Genomic DNA, 16,584 nt, shown 5'->3' with positions numbered 1-16,584 from the left:
AGCAATTGTGGGCATGATCTTTGGCAACTCGGGCACTTTTTCTGGCGGCAACCGTCCAGAAGAAAAAGCTTTCCTTGTAGAAAACGTGAGTTTGTTGAAAAATAGCGCTACACTCGCACCCAACGTTGTGCGGCCTGTCACATTTCTTGGAGAATGTGTTCGAGAACCACTGGTGAAGGCGCAACGGAAACCCTTAAGACAACGAGAAAGGTGCGATGACCATGACTTTGTACGCTAACCCCGGAACCGCAGACGCCATCGTCAACTACCGCGAGCGCTACGACAACTACATCGGCGGCGCGTGGGTACCGCCGGTCGACGGCGAATACATGGACAACATCACCCCGGTTACCGGTGAGGTCTTCTGCCAGGTTGCCCGCGGCAAGGAGGCGGATATCAACCTGGCCATTGACGCTGCGGAGAAGGCTTTCGAGACCTTCGGTAAGACCACCCCGGCAGAGCGCGCGCTTCTGCTGCACCGCATCGCCGACCGCATCGAGGAGAACTTGGAAAAGATCGCCGTCGCGGAGACCTGGGAGAACGGCAAGGCCGTGCGCGAGACCCTCGCCGCCGACATCCCGCTGGCGGTCGACCACTTCCGCTACTTCGCCGGCGCCATCCGCGCGCAGGAGGGCCGCCTGTCGCAGATTGACCAGGACACTGTGGCTTACCACTTCCACGAGCCGCTGGGCGTTGTGGGCCAGATTATCCCGTGGAACTTCCCGCTGCTCATGGCGGCGTGGAAGATCGCGCCGGCGCTGGCTGCGGGCAACACCATCGTGATGAAGCCTGCCGAGCAGACCCCGGCCTCCATCCTGCTGCTCATTGAGCTCATTGAGGACCTCCTGCCGAAGGGCGTGCTCAACATCGTCAACGGTGTAGGTGAGGAGGCAGGCGTGGCGTTGTCCACCTCGGACCGCATCGCCAAGATTGCCTTCACCGGCTCCACCCCGGTGGGCAAAATCATTAACAAGGCCGCTGCGGACAAGGTCATTCCGGTCACCCTGGAGCTCGGCGGCAAGTCACCGTCCATCTTCTTCGCGGACATCATGGACAAGGACGATGCTTACCTGGAGAAGTGCGTCGAGGGCTTCGTTATGTTCGCTCTCAACCAGGGTGAGGTCTGCACCTGCCCATCGCGTGCGCTCATCCACGAGGACATCGCGGACAAGTTCCTGGAGCTGGCCGTGGAGCGCGTGAAGAAGATCAAGATCGGCCACCCGCTCGACACCGAAACGATGATGGGCGCGCAGGCATCCCAGGAGCAGATGGACAAGATCACCGAATACCTCGAGATCGGCCCGAAGGAAGGCGCGGAAACCCTCATCGGTGGCCACGTGAACAAGGTAGAGGGCTTGGAGAACGGCTACTACATTGAGCCGACCGTCTTCCGTGGAACCAATGACATGCGCATCTTCCGCGAGGAAATTTTCGGTCCGGTGCTCTCCGTGGCTACATTCAAGAACTTCGAGGAAGCCATCCAGATTGCCAACGACACCAACTTCGGCCTCGGCGCCGGTGTGTGGTCGCGCCACCAGAACACCTGCTACCGCGCCGGCCGCGAAATCCAGGCCGGCCGCGTGTGGGTCAACCACTACCACGTGTACCCCGCCCACAGTGCGTTCGGTGGTTACAAGGAATCCGGCATCGGCCGCGAGAACCACCTCATGATGCTCGCTCACTACCAGGAGACCAAGAACATGCTGGTGTCCTACTCTGAGGAGCAGGCTGGCCTGTTCTAATATCTGCTGGCTATGACCCCCAGGCCCCGCAGAAATGCGGGGTCTTTCCAATAGGAGCCATGATCGCCCGGTAGCCCGCTCGCGCCCGGCACCGCGGTGGCGCCGAAGGCAGGGGAGGAAGGATCTGGGCCGTGGATGCCGCCGCGCGGTCCGGTGGTGGCGGCGATCGGATCCTCGGCGTTGCGTGCGCTCCAAACCCGGCCGTGCAGTTGCGAGGCGTGAGCTACGGAGGCGCCCGGGCTGCCGACGAGAACGACGTCATCCGCAACATAGTCCTGCTGCGCAGCCTTGCCCGCCACTACGGACCCATAGGAGTAGCCGATCACCATGTGTTGGGCACCAGGGAAGCGTTGCCGCAGGGCGCGCTGGAAGCGGATGAGTTCAGTAGCGCCGCGGCGCGCCGGCTCCTCGTGTGCCGCGCGGGACAGCGAGGTGGGGGCAGCATAGCCAATCCACGCCACGGCGGGCCCATGCGTGGCGTGGGCGATGGCCCGGGCGCGCTCCACTGCGGTGGGCCAGCTGCCAGGCTCGGAGGAGCCGACCCCGCCCACAAACGTGCTGACTTGGGCCGCGTGCGTGCCGATATTCTCTGGGTCGACGAGCACCACCAGCCGTCCGGGACTGGCCTCCAGCACGGTGAGGTCCGGATTAGCTGCAACCAGGGAGCGGACCTCCTCGCTGGCCATGGTCAGCTGGACCTCATGCAATTCCGCCAGGGATAGCTCGCTGAAATCCTCCAGGCGAGTCGGTGGCTCACCCAGCTCCGGGGTGCACAAGGCGCTCAGCTGACGAGCGCAGGCCCAGTCGAGGGCATCGGCCAGCGTGTCGAGGTGCCCCAGCACCGCGCTGACGGGCTCCGCAAGAGCGGGAACCACAGCGAGCCGAAGGGCTCGGGCGCGCAGCTGCTCAATCCGCTCCATCAACGGCGCATAAAGGCTCACGATGTGTGCCGCCACGCGCATCTGCTGCGCCGGACCCAGCAGTGCATCGGTGGCGCTGTGGAGGGTGCCGCGCGCTGCGTCCGCGGCCGCCCCAGAAATCGCTAGCGCTACCCAATGATGGTGCGAGGCATCGATATATCGAGCAAGCTCAGCGGCATAATCCTCCAAACGGAAAGCTTCCGCGCGCAATGCCGAGGCCGTACTCATTGGGTGTCTCCCAAGAAAGAAGAAAGCTCCGCATCGACACCCTGGGCCACACCCACGAAGCGGTCCAGCTCCTCCAATTGGGCTCGCCGCGCACCCTCGCTGAGCCTTCGTGACTCCTCCCACCGCGCGCCGAGAATCTCCAAAGCACGCGCGGTCCGGGGAGGCTGCCGCACGGAGGGCAACGCGGTGGGGGAGGAATGGTCGAAGAGGGAGCGGATCTGCTGGCGGGTACCGCGGTCAATGGCGAGATGGTTCATAGCATCGAGACTGCGCCAGCAGCCCACCCGCAGTAAAGGACTGCGGCACTGAATCCGCGAAATCTGTGGATAACTAGTCCGGGCTCGTCTACCGTGGGCCGCATGAAGGTAGCAGCAGTTCAATTGACCAGCACCGGGGACGTTGAAAAGAACCTCGCCGTAGCACTCGACAAGATCCGGGAAGCCGCGGATAACGGCGCGCAGCTCATCGTCCTGCCGGAAGCTACCACCCAAAGCTTCGACTCCGGGCGCCTCGATACGAACGCGGAGGGGCTCGATGGGCCCACCGCCACCGCGGTGCGCGCCCTAGCGGAAGAACTCGGCGTGTACGTGGTCCTGGGAATGTTCGCCCCGGCGGACACCGTCGAGCGCGGTGAGAAAACCATCAACCGCGTGGCCAACGTCGCGCTCATCGCCGGGCCCGGAGTCCTCAGCGGTTACGAGAAAATCCACACCTACGATGCCTTCAAATACAAGGAATCCGATACCGTCCGGCCGGGTGAATCACTCGTTACCTTCGAGGCCGGGAGCCTCACTGTGGGCGTGGCCACCTGCTATGACATCCGCTTCCCCGAGCAGTTCAAGGAACTCGCCCGCCAGGGCGCCCAGCTCATCGTCGTGCCCACCAGCTGGGCGGATGGCCCGGGCAAGCTGGAACAGTGGCGCCTGCTCAGCGCAGCGCGGGCGCTCGATTCCACGACGTACATCCTGGCGGCTGGCCAGGCTCGCCCCGGCGGCGAGGCCAAGGCGGGCCAGGCCTCTGGGCCGACTGGTATCGGGCACTCTGTTCTCGTGGCGCCAGATGGCACGCGTCTTGCTGAAGCCGGCTATGAGCAAGAAACCCTCTACGGCGAGGTAGACCCAGACACCGTGGCAAAGGTCCGCCAGTCCCTCCCCGTTTTGGACGCCTGAGCGCTTAGGCCCATTGGGATTTCTTCCACGCCGCCCAGGCTTCCCAGTCATCGCCCCAGCCGTCGAGCTCCGCAGCGGAGGCCGCCCACTCGTGGCCACGCTGCCAACTATCCGTGGTGATCGCCTCCTCTTTAACGCCGCCCGAAAGCAGGGCCGCCTGGGCTAGCTCGACGCGGTCGGCCGGGCCGATGAGCACGAAGCGGCGGTCAGTTCCCTCGGCAAGCACCGGTTCCATCGGCTCCTTGGCCACCACGGGATCGAAGCCTGCGGCGGCTGGTTGTGCGCCGAGCAGCCAGGGGTCCTGCCCATCCCGGACGATGTGGCGCAGCTTTAGGCCTGGAGCCACAGCTTGCAGGTTGGCCTGGAATTCCGTGTCATAGTGCTCGCCCGGCGAAGGAGCCACGGCATAGACCTGGAGGCCGGAGGGAAGGCCGTTCGCTAGGCCGTCGAGAAGCAGCGCCCGCGCGCCTGCCCAGCCGGTACCGAAGGAAATCAATGTCGTCGTGTCATCCAGTCGCGGCGGCTCACCGGCGGGCGCGCCCAGCGTCCACCAATCACCCGGCTGCGCCTTGGCCAGCATGGAGGAGGCCTCACCGGCCAGCGCGAGGTGGAATGTCAGCTGTCCTGAGTCCTCCGGGGGTGCCGCCGGGGTCAGCGGACGCCAGGTGCCGGGCGTGAGCTGAGATGTCACCGGAACGTACTGCCCCGCGCGGTAATCCAGCGCCACGCCCGATTCCAGCCGGATCACCGCAGTGCGCCGGTTCGGCTTGTCAACGGCTACCACCTGGGCGCTGTGGGCAGGGGGAATACCATCGGAGTCCGCCTCCTGCGCCGCGGCGCGCATGATGGAGCACACCTGGGAAATGGTGCGCGTGGCGACGTCGTGCTGGTACGGGGTAAGCCCCAGAACCTCAAGCCCGTGAACGAGCGATGCCTCGAATTTCGGATAGACCTCAGGGGGGAAACCGTGGCGGCGATGATCGCGGCCCATACGTGCCAGGCGCTTGGCGACGTCCCCCTGTACCTCACCGTCCTCCACATTCTCCAGCACCCACGCGAGCGCGGGGGCCATGGAGGGGTGCGTGTCCTTCATCGATAGGGCAAAGACTTGGCGGGATTCGGCGACGTTGGCGAAAAAGTGCCTGTGTACTGCATCGCGATAGTCTTCAGCATGGTTGCGTAGATGCTCACCCAGTTCCCTCATGCCCGCCCATCCTAGCCCCTGGGGGTAGAGCTACATCACCCTAGGGTTATATGCCAGGGGTGGAAAAGCGGGAAGGGAGTTGTAGTGTAATCAACGGATCATTTCCCGAAAGAGGGTGAGTCTCGTCTCAAGGACGCCGCCGTGGGCGGCATGGAAGGAAGTTTTCGCATGGAAGAATTCTCTGCGTTCACAATCATGACAGACGTGGGCTGGATTTCTTTGCTCATGGTTATCGGCAACGTTCTGCGCCACCAGATCAAGTTCGTGTTTCAGGATTTGCTCTTGCCTGCCCCCATCACGGCAGGTCTACTCGGCCTGCTCTTAGGCCCTAATGTCTTGGGCTGGATCGGTTTCTCCGACAATCTTGGTGATTACACCTCGCTGCTCATCGCCGTAGTCTTCGCCTCCATGGCCTACTCTATGGAGATGGGCGGCAACATGGGCAAGGGTGCCCGCAATATGTGGGGCTACTCCACCATGATGTTCACCGGCCAGTGGGGCCTGTTCATTGTTTTGGGTCTTCTCCTGTTCAAGCCGGCCTTCGACACCCCGGACTGGTTCGGCATGATGCTGCCCGTTGGCTTCACGGGTGGCTTCGGTACCGCGGCGGCTGTTGGCAGTGCCCTGGAAGGCGTGGGTGCAGATGCCGCAGCCTCCCTAGGCTTTACCTCCGCCACCGTGGGTACGCTGGCCGCCATCATCGGCGGTATCGTCGCCGGTAACTGGGGCATTCGCAAGGGCAAGGTTTCCCACGTTCCGAAGGAGCTCCCGGAGGAGCTGCGCCGCGGCTACATCTCGCGCTTGGAGGACCGCCCTTCGCTGGGCCGCGCCACGACGAACCCCTCCGCCATCGAGCCCATCACCCTCCACGTGGGCTTCATCGCCCTGACCGTGATGACGGCCTACGGCATTAACAAAGGGATCGCCTCCGTGTGGGAGAACGTCTCCATCCCGCTGTTCGCTATGTCCATGGTCGTGGGCCTGCTCTTCCGTGCAGTGATGAACATGGTGGGCGCCAAGGATTACCTGGATAAGGACACGGTGAGCTCGGTGTCCGGTGCGGCAACCGACTACCTCATTGCCTTCGGCGTGGCCGCCATTGTGCCGGCCGCTGTGGCCGCCTACTGGCAGGCTCTTCTCCTGCTCTTCTTCTTGGGCACCATTTACTGTGCATTCTTCCTCATGTGGTTCCCCGCCGAGTTCTTCGGCGAGCGCTGGATTGAGCGCGGCATTTTCGGCTGGGGCTGGGCGACGGCGACCGTGGCCACCGGTATTGCGATTCTCAAGATCGTGGACCCGAAGCTCAAGTCCGGCACACTGTCGGAGTATGGCATGGCCTACATTGGCTTCGGCCCCTTCGAGATCTCCTGGACCATCATCGCGCCGCTGTCGGTGATGTACGGCTTTACCGCCGGCTTCGGCTGGATCTCCCTGGGTATCGCGGTGGTTATTTACCTCGTCTTCAAGTTCAGCGGCATGATGCCGCCGCGCGGCACCATCTTCAAGGAAGGCATCGGGCACGTCGGTTCATCGAAGTAGACGCTGACCTGCTAGCACGTGAAAACCCTCAGCCTTATGGCTTGAGGGTTTTCTCGTTTTAAGCAAGTCCTGAGTAGTAGTGCGAAATGAATCTCAGCTTGCATTGCTCTTGTGAGAAGAAAAAGGCTAAAATTCAGGAAGCTGTCAGCGTGGCGCTCTCGCAGCCTCTCTTTTTCTTTCCCTCAGTGTGCGCAGGCTTAGGAATCCATATGCATTTTCTTTATGAAGACTCACCTCGTGAGGTCATCCTCGAGTCTGCTCTTCACATTGGCGCCGCGCAGGGTGATGAGGCAATTACCGTGGAGTCGGTGGCGAGGCTCGCGGAGGTTACTCCCGCCGAGGTTCGCGCGGAATTCTCGGATCGTGAGCAGATAGTTGCCGCCATCCCGGGCTATGCCTCCGAGCGCAAGGTCAAGTTTTTGGAGGAGACGCTCGACGCCGCTCCTGGCTACGCCGATCTTTTTACCAAGCTGACCACCTTCACGGAGGCCTACTATGAGTACGCCGAGCGCGAACCGGAGCTTTTTCGCTACCTGTTTGAAAAGAAGGGCTGCGTCTTTGAGGATGAGTGGCAGTCCCTCCTGCAAGGCAACAGATCGGGCAACCACGCGCTGGATCTGATTTATGACAACATCGCGCTCATCGCGGTCGATGCACAGCTTGAGGTCGGGCCGGATGTGTGCCCCCAGACCTTGGCAAAGCTGAGCGTTGCTAGCTGGGCCACCGTCCACGGAATGGCCCACCTGAGCATCCTCGGCGTGCTGCGGCACCAGCATTCGGTGGTGCGGCGCTTCAACCTGCGCGAGGTGTGCAAGGCGCTCATCGGAACCCTGTTCATGACGGCCGAGACGTTGGAGCTTCCCGATCTGCGCCACCCGATGCAGGAGTACCGCGCACTGCTGGGCGGCTTTACGCCGGGCCGGGACCTTTCCCTGGATATTACCGCCATCGAGGATCTGACAGAGCTTCCCGCGGAGCGGGCCCGCGCGGCCGTCGTGGAGCGCGCCATCCAGCTGGCGGCGTGGGTCGGTATGCAGTCGGTGACTATTGAGAACGTCGCCGAATACTTCGGTGTTTCTGATGTTTTCGTCGCCTCTCTGGCGGACAATGACTTCGTTCTACGTGAAACCGTCGAGCAGGAGACTGACCGTGAACTCGTGGACGGCATCCTCTACCTTTTGGAGCGGCTGCCGGAGGGGGCCTCGGCCGTCGATAAGCTCCTGTGCGTGGCGGTGGCCTATTTTCATTACGCGGTGGAGCATCCAGAGCGCTACAGCGCCTGCATCGGTGCAGCGTCTGGCTCCGTGGTCCCGCTGAGTGAGGACGGCGAGGAGCAGACCCAGATGAGCGAATCCTTCGCGCTGCTCATGCGTTTTGCCCGTGAAGCCCTGCGGGAAGCCGGGCACGAGCCGGAGGACCGCCTGGTCTACATCAAGAACTTCATCCTGTGGGCCGGTGCCGACGGCATGTGTCACCTGGCCTCGGTGGGCGAATTCCGCAACATCGACCTCGACGAGAAGTGGTCGCTCTATTACTCCGTGGCGGCGGTCGTCCTAGCATCGTTTAAATACGGCCTTCCCCAGGAAGCGGCAGTAGCTAACCCCTAGCCCCGCGCACTGACACCACGGGCAATCCACAGCAATCCGCGTCACGCAGAAAATCACACAGCGCAACGTCTGCGTACCTTCAGTGACATGCTGGAGGCATCCAGCAAAAGACGTCTGACAAAAGGTATCAGTCATAAGGCGTTTTTACGGCTAAAAACGCCATTTACGCATTGCAGATGGCGTTTTTAGGCCCAAAGATGCCGTTTGTCAGATGCCTTGTGCGGAACGCCCTTCGGACGAAGGCGCATTTTAGTGCGGGCCAATCCCACCCCACCGCCGAACACCGCCAAGCAGCAGCGCCAAGAACAGTGCCAAGAATGGCGTTGCTTACCCGCCCATGACCTAAGTCGGGGTAAAAGACGCACACCGTAGACTTGAGCGAACCGCGCTCAAGCTGGCCGGGGGTGAAAGATCTAAAAAAGTTCTAGTTGAGTGGAACAGACTCAAGTTCTGTAGCGTTATAGACAGTGAAGCTTCCTTCCCTGCCGTAGCCGCAGGGAGGTTTGGATAAACAGTAGAAACGGAGAAACACAATAATGAGTTCTTTTAACCCCACCACTAAAACTCAGGAGGCCCTGCAGCAAGCACTGCAGACGGCCTCCGCCAACGGTAACCCGGACATCCGCCCGGCACACCTCTTAGCAGCCATCCTCGAGCAGAAGGACGGCATCGCCGCCCCGGTGCTCAAGGCCACCGGCGTGGATCCGGAGACGGTTCTCAAGGAGGCGCGCCAGCTTATCGACGCCCTCCCCAAGGCCGAGGGCGCCAACATGGCGAACCCGAACTTTAACCGCGACGCTCTCAACGTCCTCACCCGCGCCCAGGAGCTGGCCGGTGAGCTCGGCGATGAGTACGTTTCCACCGAGGTCCTGCTTGCAGCTATTGCGGGCTCCAAGTCGGATGCTGCCGAGCTATTGACCTCCCGTGGCGCTACCTACGACGCGCTCAAGGGCGCTTTCCCCTCCGTGCGCGGCGCGGCCAAGGTGACCTCGGAGAACCCCGAGGAACAGTTCCAGGCCCTAGAGAAGTACGCCACGGACCTCACCGCCCGCGCCCGCGAGGGCAAGATTGACCCGGTGATCGGCCGCGATCAGGAGATCCGCCGCGTGGTCCAGGTGCTCAGCCGCCGCACGAAGAATAACCCGGTGCTCATCGGTGAGCCCGGCGTGGGTAAGACCGCCATTGTGGAGGGCCTAGCCCGCCGCATCGTAGCCGGTGACGTGCCGGAATCCCTCAAGGGCAAGACACTGCTGAGCCTGGACCTTGGCTCCATGGTCGCCGGCGCGAAGTACCGCGGCGAGTTCGAGGAGCGCCTCAAGGCCGTCCTCGATGAGATTAAGGCTTCCGACGGGCAGATCATCACCTTCATCGATGAGCTGCACACCATCGTGGGTGCCGGTGCATCGGGCGAAGGCTCCATGGATGCTGGCAACATGATTAAGCCCATGCTGGCCCGCGGCGAACTCCGCCTGGTTGGCGCCACCACCCTCGACGAGTACCGCAAGTACATCGAGAAGGACGCCGCCCTGGAGCGCCGCTTCCAGCAGGTCTACGCCGCCGAGCCTTCCGTGGAGGACACCATCGGTATCCTCCGTGGCCTCAAGGAGCGCTACGAGGTGCACCACGGCGTGCGCATCCAGGACTCAGCACTGGTGTCTGCCGCGGAGCTCTCTCACCGCTACATCACCAACCGCTTCCTGCCGGATAAGGCCATCGACTTGGTCGATGAGGCCGGCTCCCGCCTGCGCATGGAGATTGACTCCTCCCCGCAGGAGATCGATGAGCTGGAGCGCATCGTGCGCCGCCTCGAGATTGAGGAGCTGGCCCTGAAGAAGGAGTCGGACGCGGCCTCGAAGGACCGCCTGACCGCCCTCCAGCAGGAGCTGGCGGATGAGCGCGAGAAGCTCGGTGAGCTCAAGGCCCGCTGGGCCAATGAGAAGAAGGCCATCGATGACGTGCAGACCATCAAGGAACAGCTGGAGGATCTGCGCCGTCAGGCAGAGATTGCGGAGCGCGATGGTGACCTAGCCCTGGCCTCCGAGATCAACTACGGCAAGATCCCGCCGCTGGAGAAGGACCTGGCTGCCGCCGAGGAGAAGGCCGCGCAGCAGCACAACACCATGCTCAGCGAGGAAGTCACCCCGGACACCATCGCGGAGGTTGTCTCCGCCTGGACCGGCATCCCGGCCGGCAAGATGCTACAGGGAGAGACCGAGAAGCTGCTCAACATGGAGTCCGTGCTGGGTGAGCGCGTGGTGGGCCAGAAGGAGGCCGTCACCGCGGTCTCCGATGCCGTGCGCCGCGCCCGCGCCGGTGTGGCTGACCCGAACCGTCCGACCGGTTCCTTCCTCTTCCTGGGCCCCACGGGCGTGGGTAAGACGGAGCTGGCGAAGGCTCTGGCGGACTTCCTCTTCGATGATGAATCCGCGATGGTTCGCATCGACATGTCCGAGTTCGGTGAGAAGCACTCCGTGGCCCGCCTCGTCGGTGCCCCTCCGGGATACGTGGGCTATGACGCCGGCGGACAGCTCACCGAAGCTGTACGTCGCCGCCCGTACACGCTGGTGCTTTTCGACGAAGTTGAGAAGGCCCACCCGGATGTCTTCGACGTGCTGCTCCAGGTGCTCGATGAGGGCCGCCTGACCGATGGGCAGGGCCGCACCGTGGATTTCCGCAACACGGTCATCATCCTGACCTCGAACCTGGGTGCCGGCGGTACCAAGGAGGAGGTCATGGAGGCCGTCAAGCGCAGCTTCAAGCCGGAGTTCATCAACCGTCTTGATGATGTGGTGATGTTTGAGCCGCTCACCGCGGATCTGCTCTCTGGCATCGTGGACATCCAGCTCACGGGCTTGGCCGAGCGCCTGTCCGGCCGTCGCCTGACTCTGCAGGTCTCCGATGCCGCCAAGTTGTGGCTGGCCGAGCGCGGCTACGACCCGGCCTACGGCGCCCGACCGTTGCGCCGCCTGATCCAGCAGGCCATCGGTGACCAGCTGGCCAAGAAGCTGCTGGCCGGTGACATCGTGGACGGCGATACCGTGCACGTCGACGTCGTCGACGGTGGCGAGCACCTCGAGCTAGCTGCCCGCACAGCTTAATCCGCCTAAACCGGTGAGCACGATGAGTGCTCACCGCGCTCAACGGTCGCCAGCACCCGCTCATGCCCCTATGATCTGGGGGCATGAGCATTTTGATCTCCCCTCACGAGTTGAGTGAGAAGATTTACCGCGGTGACAAGACAACCATCCTTGCCTCCCTCTGGGCACCAGGGGAAGGCGAGGCCTTCAACCAGTTTTCCTCCCTGCACATTCCGACCGCCCAGTACGCGGACGCCGCCTCCGCCTTCGTGGGTCTACCCGGCTCCAAGGTGGGCCGCAACCCCCTCCCGCAGACGGAGAAGGTCCAAGAGTGGATCGATCACTGGGGCTTGCACGCGGACAGCGAGGTCGTGGTCTACGACGAAGGCCGTGGCCTCTTCGCCGGCCGCGCGTGGTGGACGCTGCGCTGGGCCGGCATCCGCAACGTTCGTATCCTCGACGGTGGCCTGTCCAACTGGCGCGCCCAGTCACTGCCCACGCTGACCGGCCCCGGCAACTTGGGCATGCCTTCGGACTTTAAAGTGACGACGGGGTCAATGCCCACGGTCACCATTGATGAGGTCAAGGAACACGACGGCCTGCTTCTCGACGTTCGCACGCGCAACCGCTTCGCCGGCCGCCGCGAGAACCTCGACTTGAAGGCCGGCCACATCCCAGGCGCGGTTAACCTGCCGGAGCGCCTCTTCCACACGGAGGACATCACCGTGTGGAAGTCCAAGGAAGAGATCCTGGAGATCCTCGACGACCACGGCGTGACCAAGGAAAACGTGGACGGCGCCATCATCTACTCCGGCTCCGGCAACCACTCCGCGCTCACCATCGCCGTGCTGGAATACGTCGGCTTTACCGGCCTGCGCCACTTCGTGGGTGGCTGGTCGCAGTGGTCAGCCAACCCGAAGAACCCAGTGGAGCGCGGCGACCGCGAGCACGTCTAGCGCCCGCACCCGCCGCCCAGTTGTGCGCGCCCAAACCTGTGCGTGACCAGCGCGTCAGTGCGGATCGGGCGCGCCGGGCGATTAGAGTCGATCAGTGATGCCTTTCGTACTCTTATCCCTCGCCGCCGTCGCGCTCGTGGCTGGTCTCATCGTGCTCTGGCTGGACCAGCGCCAGCGCCGCGCCGCTCTCTCTGCCGGCGACCCCGCTGACAGCGCCGTTGCCGATACGGCTGACGACGCTGCTACCGATACGGCAGTCGACGCTGACGCAACGCTCGACTCCGAGCCGGGTGCCTCCACCCCGGAGCCCGAGGTCGTTCAGGAACCAGAGTTCACCGCAGAGCCGGAACCCGTTGTCGAGTACAACCCCGAACCTTCCGACGAACCCGTTGCTGAGCCCAACGAGCCCGAGGAACCAGAAGAACCCGAGGAACTCACCGCAGAGCCGAACGAACTCACCGAACCGCAAGCTGCAGCGCCCAGCTTCGCGGAGCGTGCGGAGCGCGCCAAGTACTTCGTGCCGGGCAGCGCCCGCCGCGAGCGCAAGGCCTTTGGCCAGCAGCGCGGCTGGGAATACGCCAAGCATGATTCCTACCTGGCGGATGAGTGGAGCCGCGGCGCGGCCGCCCGCGGCCAGGAGCCCAGGGACATCGTGGCCGGAAACTTCCGCGGCCACGAGACCCTCCTTTTCGATATGGGCACGATCCCGGTCATGGCCATGCGCACCGGCGCGGCCTCCGACATCGTGGTGGATTTCCGCCGGGCAGGGGAGACAGTGGACAACTCGTCCGAGGATCTGGTGTACGTGCGTGAGGAGGAAGGGTTTGAGGTCTTCGCCTCCGATGCCGGCGTGGGCCAGCGCCTCATCGATACCCGCGTCAGCGCGGCGCTACACCGCCTACCCACCGCAGTGACCGCCGTGTGGATGGAAGGGGAGTGGGTTCTTGCCCAAACCACCAAGCACGCCCGCAGCGCGGAGTGGGAAGAGCTACTGGAACCGCTAGCCCTGCTGGCTAATGCCGCCCGCGTCCTTCCGCCGCGCTCTGAGGCGACACAGGTCCTGCGCGTCGATGAACTCGACCCGAGCCGCGACATCCCGCAGCCCCCGCAGCCCGAACCTACCGGGCCTACCGCTGTCCCGGACCGCGATGATTCCCTCGATGCGCCCACCATCCAGCGACCCACCGAACCGGTTGTCATGCCGAGCCGCAGCACCAGCGATGCGCGCGGCACCATTGACCACTCCAGCCTGGGTGCGGATGAAGTGGATGCGATTGCCGATGGCCGCGAACACCCCACCCCGGAGGACAACCAGGCCCGCCTGCCGCGCCGTTTCGACGGCGGCTCGTCCATCTTCGACTAACAGCAACTCCCAACAGCCCTCGGTGTGCCAGCAACCCTGGATGTGGCGGCCACCCGCGGGGAAGAGGGTAAACTACAGAGCGGATTTTTAAAGACGAGAAAGCCACAGACTTTAAGGAGCGAGCGATGAGCCTGGATCAGCAGAAGAAGCAACGCCTAGCAGAGCTGGTGAAGGAGCTGGCCGTCGTCCACGGCAAGGTCACGCTGTCCTCCGGCAAGGAGGCCGACTACTACGTGGACCTGCGCCGCGCCACCCTGCAGCACGAAGCCTCGCGCCTCATCGGCTCGCTGCTCCGCGAGCTCACCGCCGACTGGGACTACGCCGCTGCCGGTGGCCTGACCATGGGCGCGGACCCGGTCGGGTTGGCCATCATGCACGCCGATGGCCGCGACATCGACGCCTTCGTTGTCCGCAAGGAAGCCAAGAAGCACGGTATGCAGCGTCAGATCGAAGGCTTCAACGTCGAGGGTCAGAAGGTGCTCGTTGTCGAGGACACCACCACGACCGGTAACTCCCCACTGACCGCTGTCAAGGCGCTGCGCAAGGCCGGCGCCGAGGTGGTCGGCGTGGCCACCGTGGTGGACCGCAACACCGACGCCGGCGCAGCTATCGCCGCCGAGGGCTTGGAATACCGTTACCTGCTGGGCCTGGAGGACCTCGGCCTTGCCTAAGCCCGAGGAAGAGGCGGAGGCTAAAGGTCCCACCGAATGGAATGAGGGCCGCCACGGCGTCGGCCCCTGGGAAGGCCCGTTGCCCGAAGGCCCCGAAGCGGAGAAATACGATCCCGAGCTTCTCGCAGAGGGGGACCGCCGCAATGTCGTCGACGCCTACCGCTACTGGACGCGCGAGGCGATCCGGGAGGATATCGACACCCGCCGACATGCCCTGCACATCGCCATCGAGAATTTCGAGAACGATGCCAACATCGGCACCGTGGTACGCACCGCCAACGCCTTTGCCGTCGATACCGTCCACATCGTGGGCCGGCGCCGCTGGAACCGGCGCGGTGCCATGGTCACCGACAGGTACCAACACCTCATGCACCATGCGGACGTGAACGAGTTGATGGCCTGGGCGGCGGACCAAGACCTGACCGTCGTGGCCATCGATAACACCCCCGGGTGTGTGCCCCTAGAAACCGCGGAGCTGCCCGAGCGCTGCTTGCTCCTCTTCGGGCAGGAAGGCCCGGGGGTTAGCCCGGAGGCCCAGGATGCAGCAGTAATGACGTGCTCCATCGCGCAATTTGGTTCTACTCGCTCCATCAACGCGGGCGTGGCCGCGGGCATTGCCATGCATGCATGGATTCGGCAGCATGCGGATTTATCAAAAGCTTGGTGAGATCCCGCGCACTGTGTTTACATCTAGGTAACGAATTCACATTGTGAGAATGATGAGACAAAAGTGTTAGAGAAATGGTCCCACCGCGCCGACCTTGCGGAAACAGCCATCAATGAGCGCCACGCGCAAGCCGTGTGGGGCTTGCCCCGAACCAACCTTGCCGTGGTGAGTTGGCCACCCACCACCAAGGAATCACTCTTCGTCCACTGGCATTACTGGTGGCAGGCACACTACCTGGACTGTCTTGTCGACGCCGCCCTGCGCAAGAACACCAAGGCGCGCCGCACGCTCATCGCCAACACCATCCGCGGCGTCCACGTGCGCAACCTCCAGCCACTGACGAAGAACCGCTACTACGACGACAAGGCCTGGATGGCCCTGGCCATCGCCCGCGCTGGCGAGCTTAAGAAGATGCGCCCCCACAAGAAGCTGAGCAGCCTGCAGCACAACATCCGCGATGGCATCGACTCACAGGTGGGCGTGCTGCCTTGGCGCGAGGGTGAGACCTTCCTCAACGTCCCCTCCAACGGGCCGGGCGCCATCATGCTGGCTCGCATGGGCCGGGTCGAGGAAGCTCGCCACATCGTGGACTGGATCTATGACCATCTCATCGATGACGATGGCTTCGTCATGGATGGCATCCGCATGCGCATGGATGGCCGCGAGGTCGTCCGCGCCATCCACCCCTATTGCCAGGGCGTGGTGCTTGGCGCCTGCCTGGAAATCGTGCTGGCGCTGCGGGAGAAGACCGGCCTGCGCTCCGTGGAGGATATCGATTCTGTCCACGAGGCCGAACTCGCTGCGGACATGATGGACTACACCACCCGCATCCGCGGCCTGGTCCAAGCGGTGGCCACGGGCATGGCAACGTACACGGGCGTCATCGATTGGCAGACTGGCGACGGCGACGGCGGCCTGTTCAAAGGCATCCTTGCTCGCTACCTGGCGGACGTAGCGGTGCGCTTGCCGGGCGATTCCCCAGCCAACCGCGCAACCAAGAAGCTGGCTGCTCGCCTCGTGACGGCCTCGGCGGAATCGGTGTGGGAACACCGCTTGGAGGTGGATGGTTTGCCCATCTTCGGCTCCGACTGGACCGCGGACGCGAAGCTTCCCCACAACTACGGTTTTGGGCCCTCTTCGCTGAGCCAGAAGATGGGAATTATCCGCGTGGCTGAGCGCGATTTGTCCGTTCAGTTGTCCGGTTGGATGTTGTTGGAGGCCTGTACCCGGATTGTGAAGTACAAGTCAGAATCCAAGAAATAGCAGCGCTTGCCCAGCTAGGCGGGGGTGTGCCGTCCCCGCGAGACGGTGTTTAAGTGAGGTCACATCACATCTCGCGGCGGAAAACCACAACAACAGGCATACTTGGATGTTGGAACGTGTTGTTTCGCTGGACGTGGGACGGCACGGCTTACTGCACAGCAACTCCAAAGGATGGAAT

At 63.3% G+C, this 16,584-nt stretch carries 13 protein-coding genes; 10 read left to right on the top strand and 3 right to left on the bottom strand.

Annotated elements, in window-relative coordinates:
• Positions 1 to 221: 221 nt before the first annotated feature.
• Positions 222 to 1,742 carry an aldehyde dehydrogenase family protein gene (locus QKE52_RS05035; protein ID WP_347948305.1) on the top strand — a complete coding sequence of 507 codons (1,521 nt, stop codon included), beginning with the start codon at positions 222 to 224 and terminating at the stop codon, positions 1,740 to 1,742.
• On the opposite strand, the gene QKE52_RS05030 is transcribed toward QKE52_RS05035, so the two are convergent.
• Complete coding sequence (locus tag QKE52_RS05030; RefSeq protein WP_347948304.1) at positions 1,739 to 2,890, bottom strand: alpha/beta hydrolase; 1,152 nt, start codon at positions 2,888 to 2,890, stop codon at positions 1,739 to 1,741. The genes QKE52_RS05035 and QKE52_RS05030 overlap by 4 nt on opposite strands.
• Positions 2,887 to 3,147 carry a hypothetical protein gene (locus tag QKE52_RS05025; RefSeq protein ID WP_347948303.1) on the bottom strand — a complete coding sequence of 87 codons (261 nt, stop codon included), beginning with the start codon at positions 3,145 to 3,147 and terminating at the stop codon, positions 2,887 to 2,889. Before QKE52_RS05025 ends, QKE52_RS05030 begins: the two co-directional genes overlap by 4 nt.
• Before the next feature lie 102 nt (positions 3,148 to 3,249).
• Between QKE52_RS05025 and QKE52_RS05020 the strand changes: the two genes are divergently transcribed.
• The gene (locus tag QKE52_RS05020) at positions 3,250 to 4,059 is read left to right on the top strand and encodes a carbon-nitrogen hydrolase family protein (RefSeq protein ID WP_070682366.1); all 810 of its coding nucleotides are present in this window, start codon (positions 3,250 to 3,252) and stop codon (positions 4,057 to 4,059) included.
• Positions 4,060 to 4,063: 4 nt separating this feature from the next.
• Here QKE52_RS05020 and QKE52_RS05015 read toward each other — a convergent pair whose 3' ends face one another.
• The gene (locus QKE52_RS05015) at positions 4,064 to 5,263 is read right to left on the bottom strand and encodes an FAD-binding oxidoreductase (RefSeq protein ID WP_347948302.1); all 1,200 of its coding nucleotides are present in this window, start codon (positions 5,261 to 5,263) and stop codon (positions 4,064 to 4,066) included.
• Positions 5,264 to 5,431: 168 nt separating this feature from the next.
• Between QKE52_RS05015 and QKE52_RS05010 the strand changes: the two genes are divergently transcribed.
• From QKE52_RS05010 to QKE52_RS04975, 8 genes are all read left to right on the top strand, one after another.
• Positions 5,432 to 6,802 (top strand): sodium:glutamate symporter, encoded by a 1,371-nt coding sequence (locus QKE52_RS05010; protein ID WP_347948301.1) that lies wholly within the window; start codon positions 5,432 to 5,434, stop codon positions 6,800 to 6,802.
• Positions 6,803 to 7,011: 209 nt separating this feature from the next.
• Positions 7,012 to 8,409: a WHG domain-containing protein gene (locus tag QKE52_RS05005; RefSeq protein WP_347948300.1), complete on the top strand. Its 1,398-nt coding sequence runs from the start codon at positions 7,012 to 7,014 to the stop codon at positions 8,407 to 8,409.
• Between the two features lie 536 nt (positions 8,410 to 8,945).
• Positions 8,946 to 11,507: an ATP-dependent chaperone ClpB gene (gene clpB, locus QKE52_RS05000; protein WP_347948299.1), complete on the top strand. Its 2,562-nt coding sequence runs from the start codon at positions 8,946 to 8,948 to the stop codon at positions 11,505 to 11,507.
• A gap of 83 nt (positions 11,508 to 11,590) precedes the next feature.
• Positions 11,591 to 12,442: a sulfurtransferase gene (locus QKE52_RS04995; RefSeq protein WP_293775890.1), complete on the top strand. Its 852-nt coding sequence runs from the start codon at positions 11,591 to 11,593 to the stop codon at positions 12,440 to 12,442.
• Positions 12,443 to 12,539: 97 nt separating this feature from the next.
• Positions 12,540 to 13,805 carry a hypothetical protein gene (locus QKE52_RS04990; protein WP_347948298.1) on the top strand — a complete coding sequence of 422 codons (1,266 nt, stop codon included), beginning with the start codon at positions 12,540 to 12,542 and terminating at the stop codon, positions 13,803 to 13,805.
• A 125-nt stretch (positions 13,806 to 13,930) separates the two neighbouring features.
• Positions 13,931 to 14,476 carry an orotate phosphoribosyltransferase gene (pyrE, locus tag QKE52_RS04985; RefSeq protein WP_070753941.1) on the top strand — a complete coding sequence of 182 codons (546 nt, stop codon included), beginning with the start codon at positions 13,931 to 13,933 and terminating at the stop codon, positions 14,474 to 14,476.
• Positions 14,469 to 15,143: a TrmH family RNA methyltransferase gene (locus QKE52_RS04980; protein ID WP_071407172.1), complete on the top strand. Its 675-nt coding sequence runs from the start codon at positions 14,469 to 14,471 to the stop codon at positions 15,141 to 15,143. The genes pyrE and QKE52_RS04980 overlap by 8 nt, the downstream gene beginning before the upstream one ends.
• A 63-nt stretch (positions 15,144 to 15,206) precedes the next feature.
• Positions 15,207 to 16,406: a glycoside hydrolase family 76 protein gene (locus QKE52_RS04975; RefSeq protein WP_070682384.1), complete on the top strand. Its 1,200-nt coding sequence runs from the start codon at positions 15,207 to 15,209 to the stop codon at positions 16,404 to 16,406.
• Positions 16,407 to 16,584 lie beyond the last annotated feature (178 nt).

The sequence above is a fragment of the Corynebacterium sp. c25Ua_47 genome (genome assembly GCF_039907205.1).
Lineage (GTDB): Bacteria > Actinomycetota > Actinomycetes > Mycobacteriales > Mycobacteriaceae > Corynebacterium > Corynebacterium hiratae.
Note: the sequence above shows the minus strand (reverse complement) of the source record. Positions and strands in the feature narration are given on the sequence as shown.

Bases quoted from the DNA above. Each gene is read 5' to 3' on its own strand.
- clpB (WP_347948299.1), top strand. From the start codon at position 8,946: ATGAGTTCTTTTAACCCCACCACTAAAACTCAGGAGGCCCTGCAGCAA.
- pyrE (WP_070753941.1), top strand. From the start codon at position 13,931: ATGAGCCTGGATCAGCAGAAGAAGCAACGCCTAGCAGAGCTGGTGAAG.
- QKE52_RS05005 (WP_347948300.1), top strand. From the start codon at position 7,012: ATGCATTTTCTTTATGAAGACTCACCTCGTGAGGTCATCCTCGAGTCT.
- QKE52_RS05020 (WP_070682366.1), top strand. From the start codon at position 3,250: ATGAAGGTAGCAGCAGTTCAATTGACCAGCACCGGGGACGTTGAAAAG.
- QKE52_RS04990 (WP_347948298.1), top strand. From the start codon at position 12,540: ATGCCTTTCGTACTCTTATCCCTCGCCGCCGTCGCGCTCGTGGCTGGT.
- QKE52_RS05010 (WP_347948301.1), top strand. From the start codon at position 5,432: ATGGAAGAATTCTCTGCGTTCACAATCATGACAGACGTGGGCTGGATT.
- QKE52_RS05030 (WP_347948304.1), bottom strand. From the start codon at position 2,890: ATGAGTACGGCCTCGGCATTGCGCGCGGAAGCTTTCCGTTTGGAGGAT.
- QKE52_RS04995 (WP_293775890.1), top strand. From the start codon at position 11,591: ATGAGCATTTTGATCTCCCCTCACGAGTTGAGTGAGAAGATTTACCGC.
- QKE52_RS05015 (WP_347948302.1), bottom strand. From the start codon at position 5,263: ATGAGGGAACTGGGTGAGCATCTACGCAACCATGCTGAAGACTATCGC.
- QKE52_RS05035 (WP_347948305.1), top strand. From the start codon at position 222: ATGACTTTGTACGCTAACCCCGGAACCGCAGACGCCATCGTCAACTAC.
- QKE52_RS05025 (WP_347948303.1), bottom strand. From the start codon at position 3,147: ATGAACCATCTCGCCATTGACCGCGGTACCCGCCAGCAGATCCGCTCC.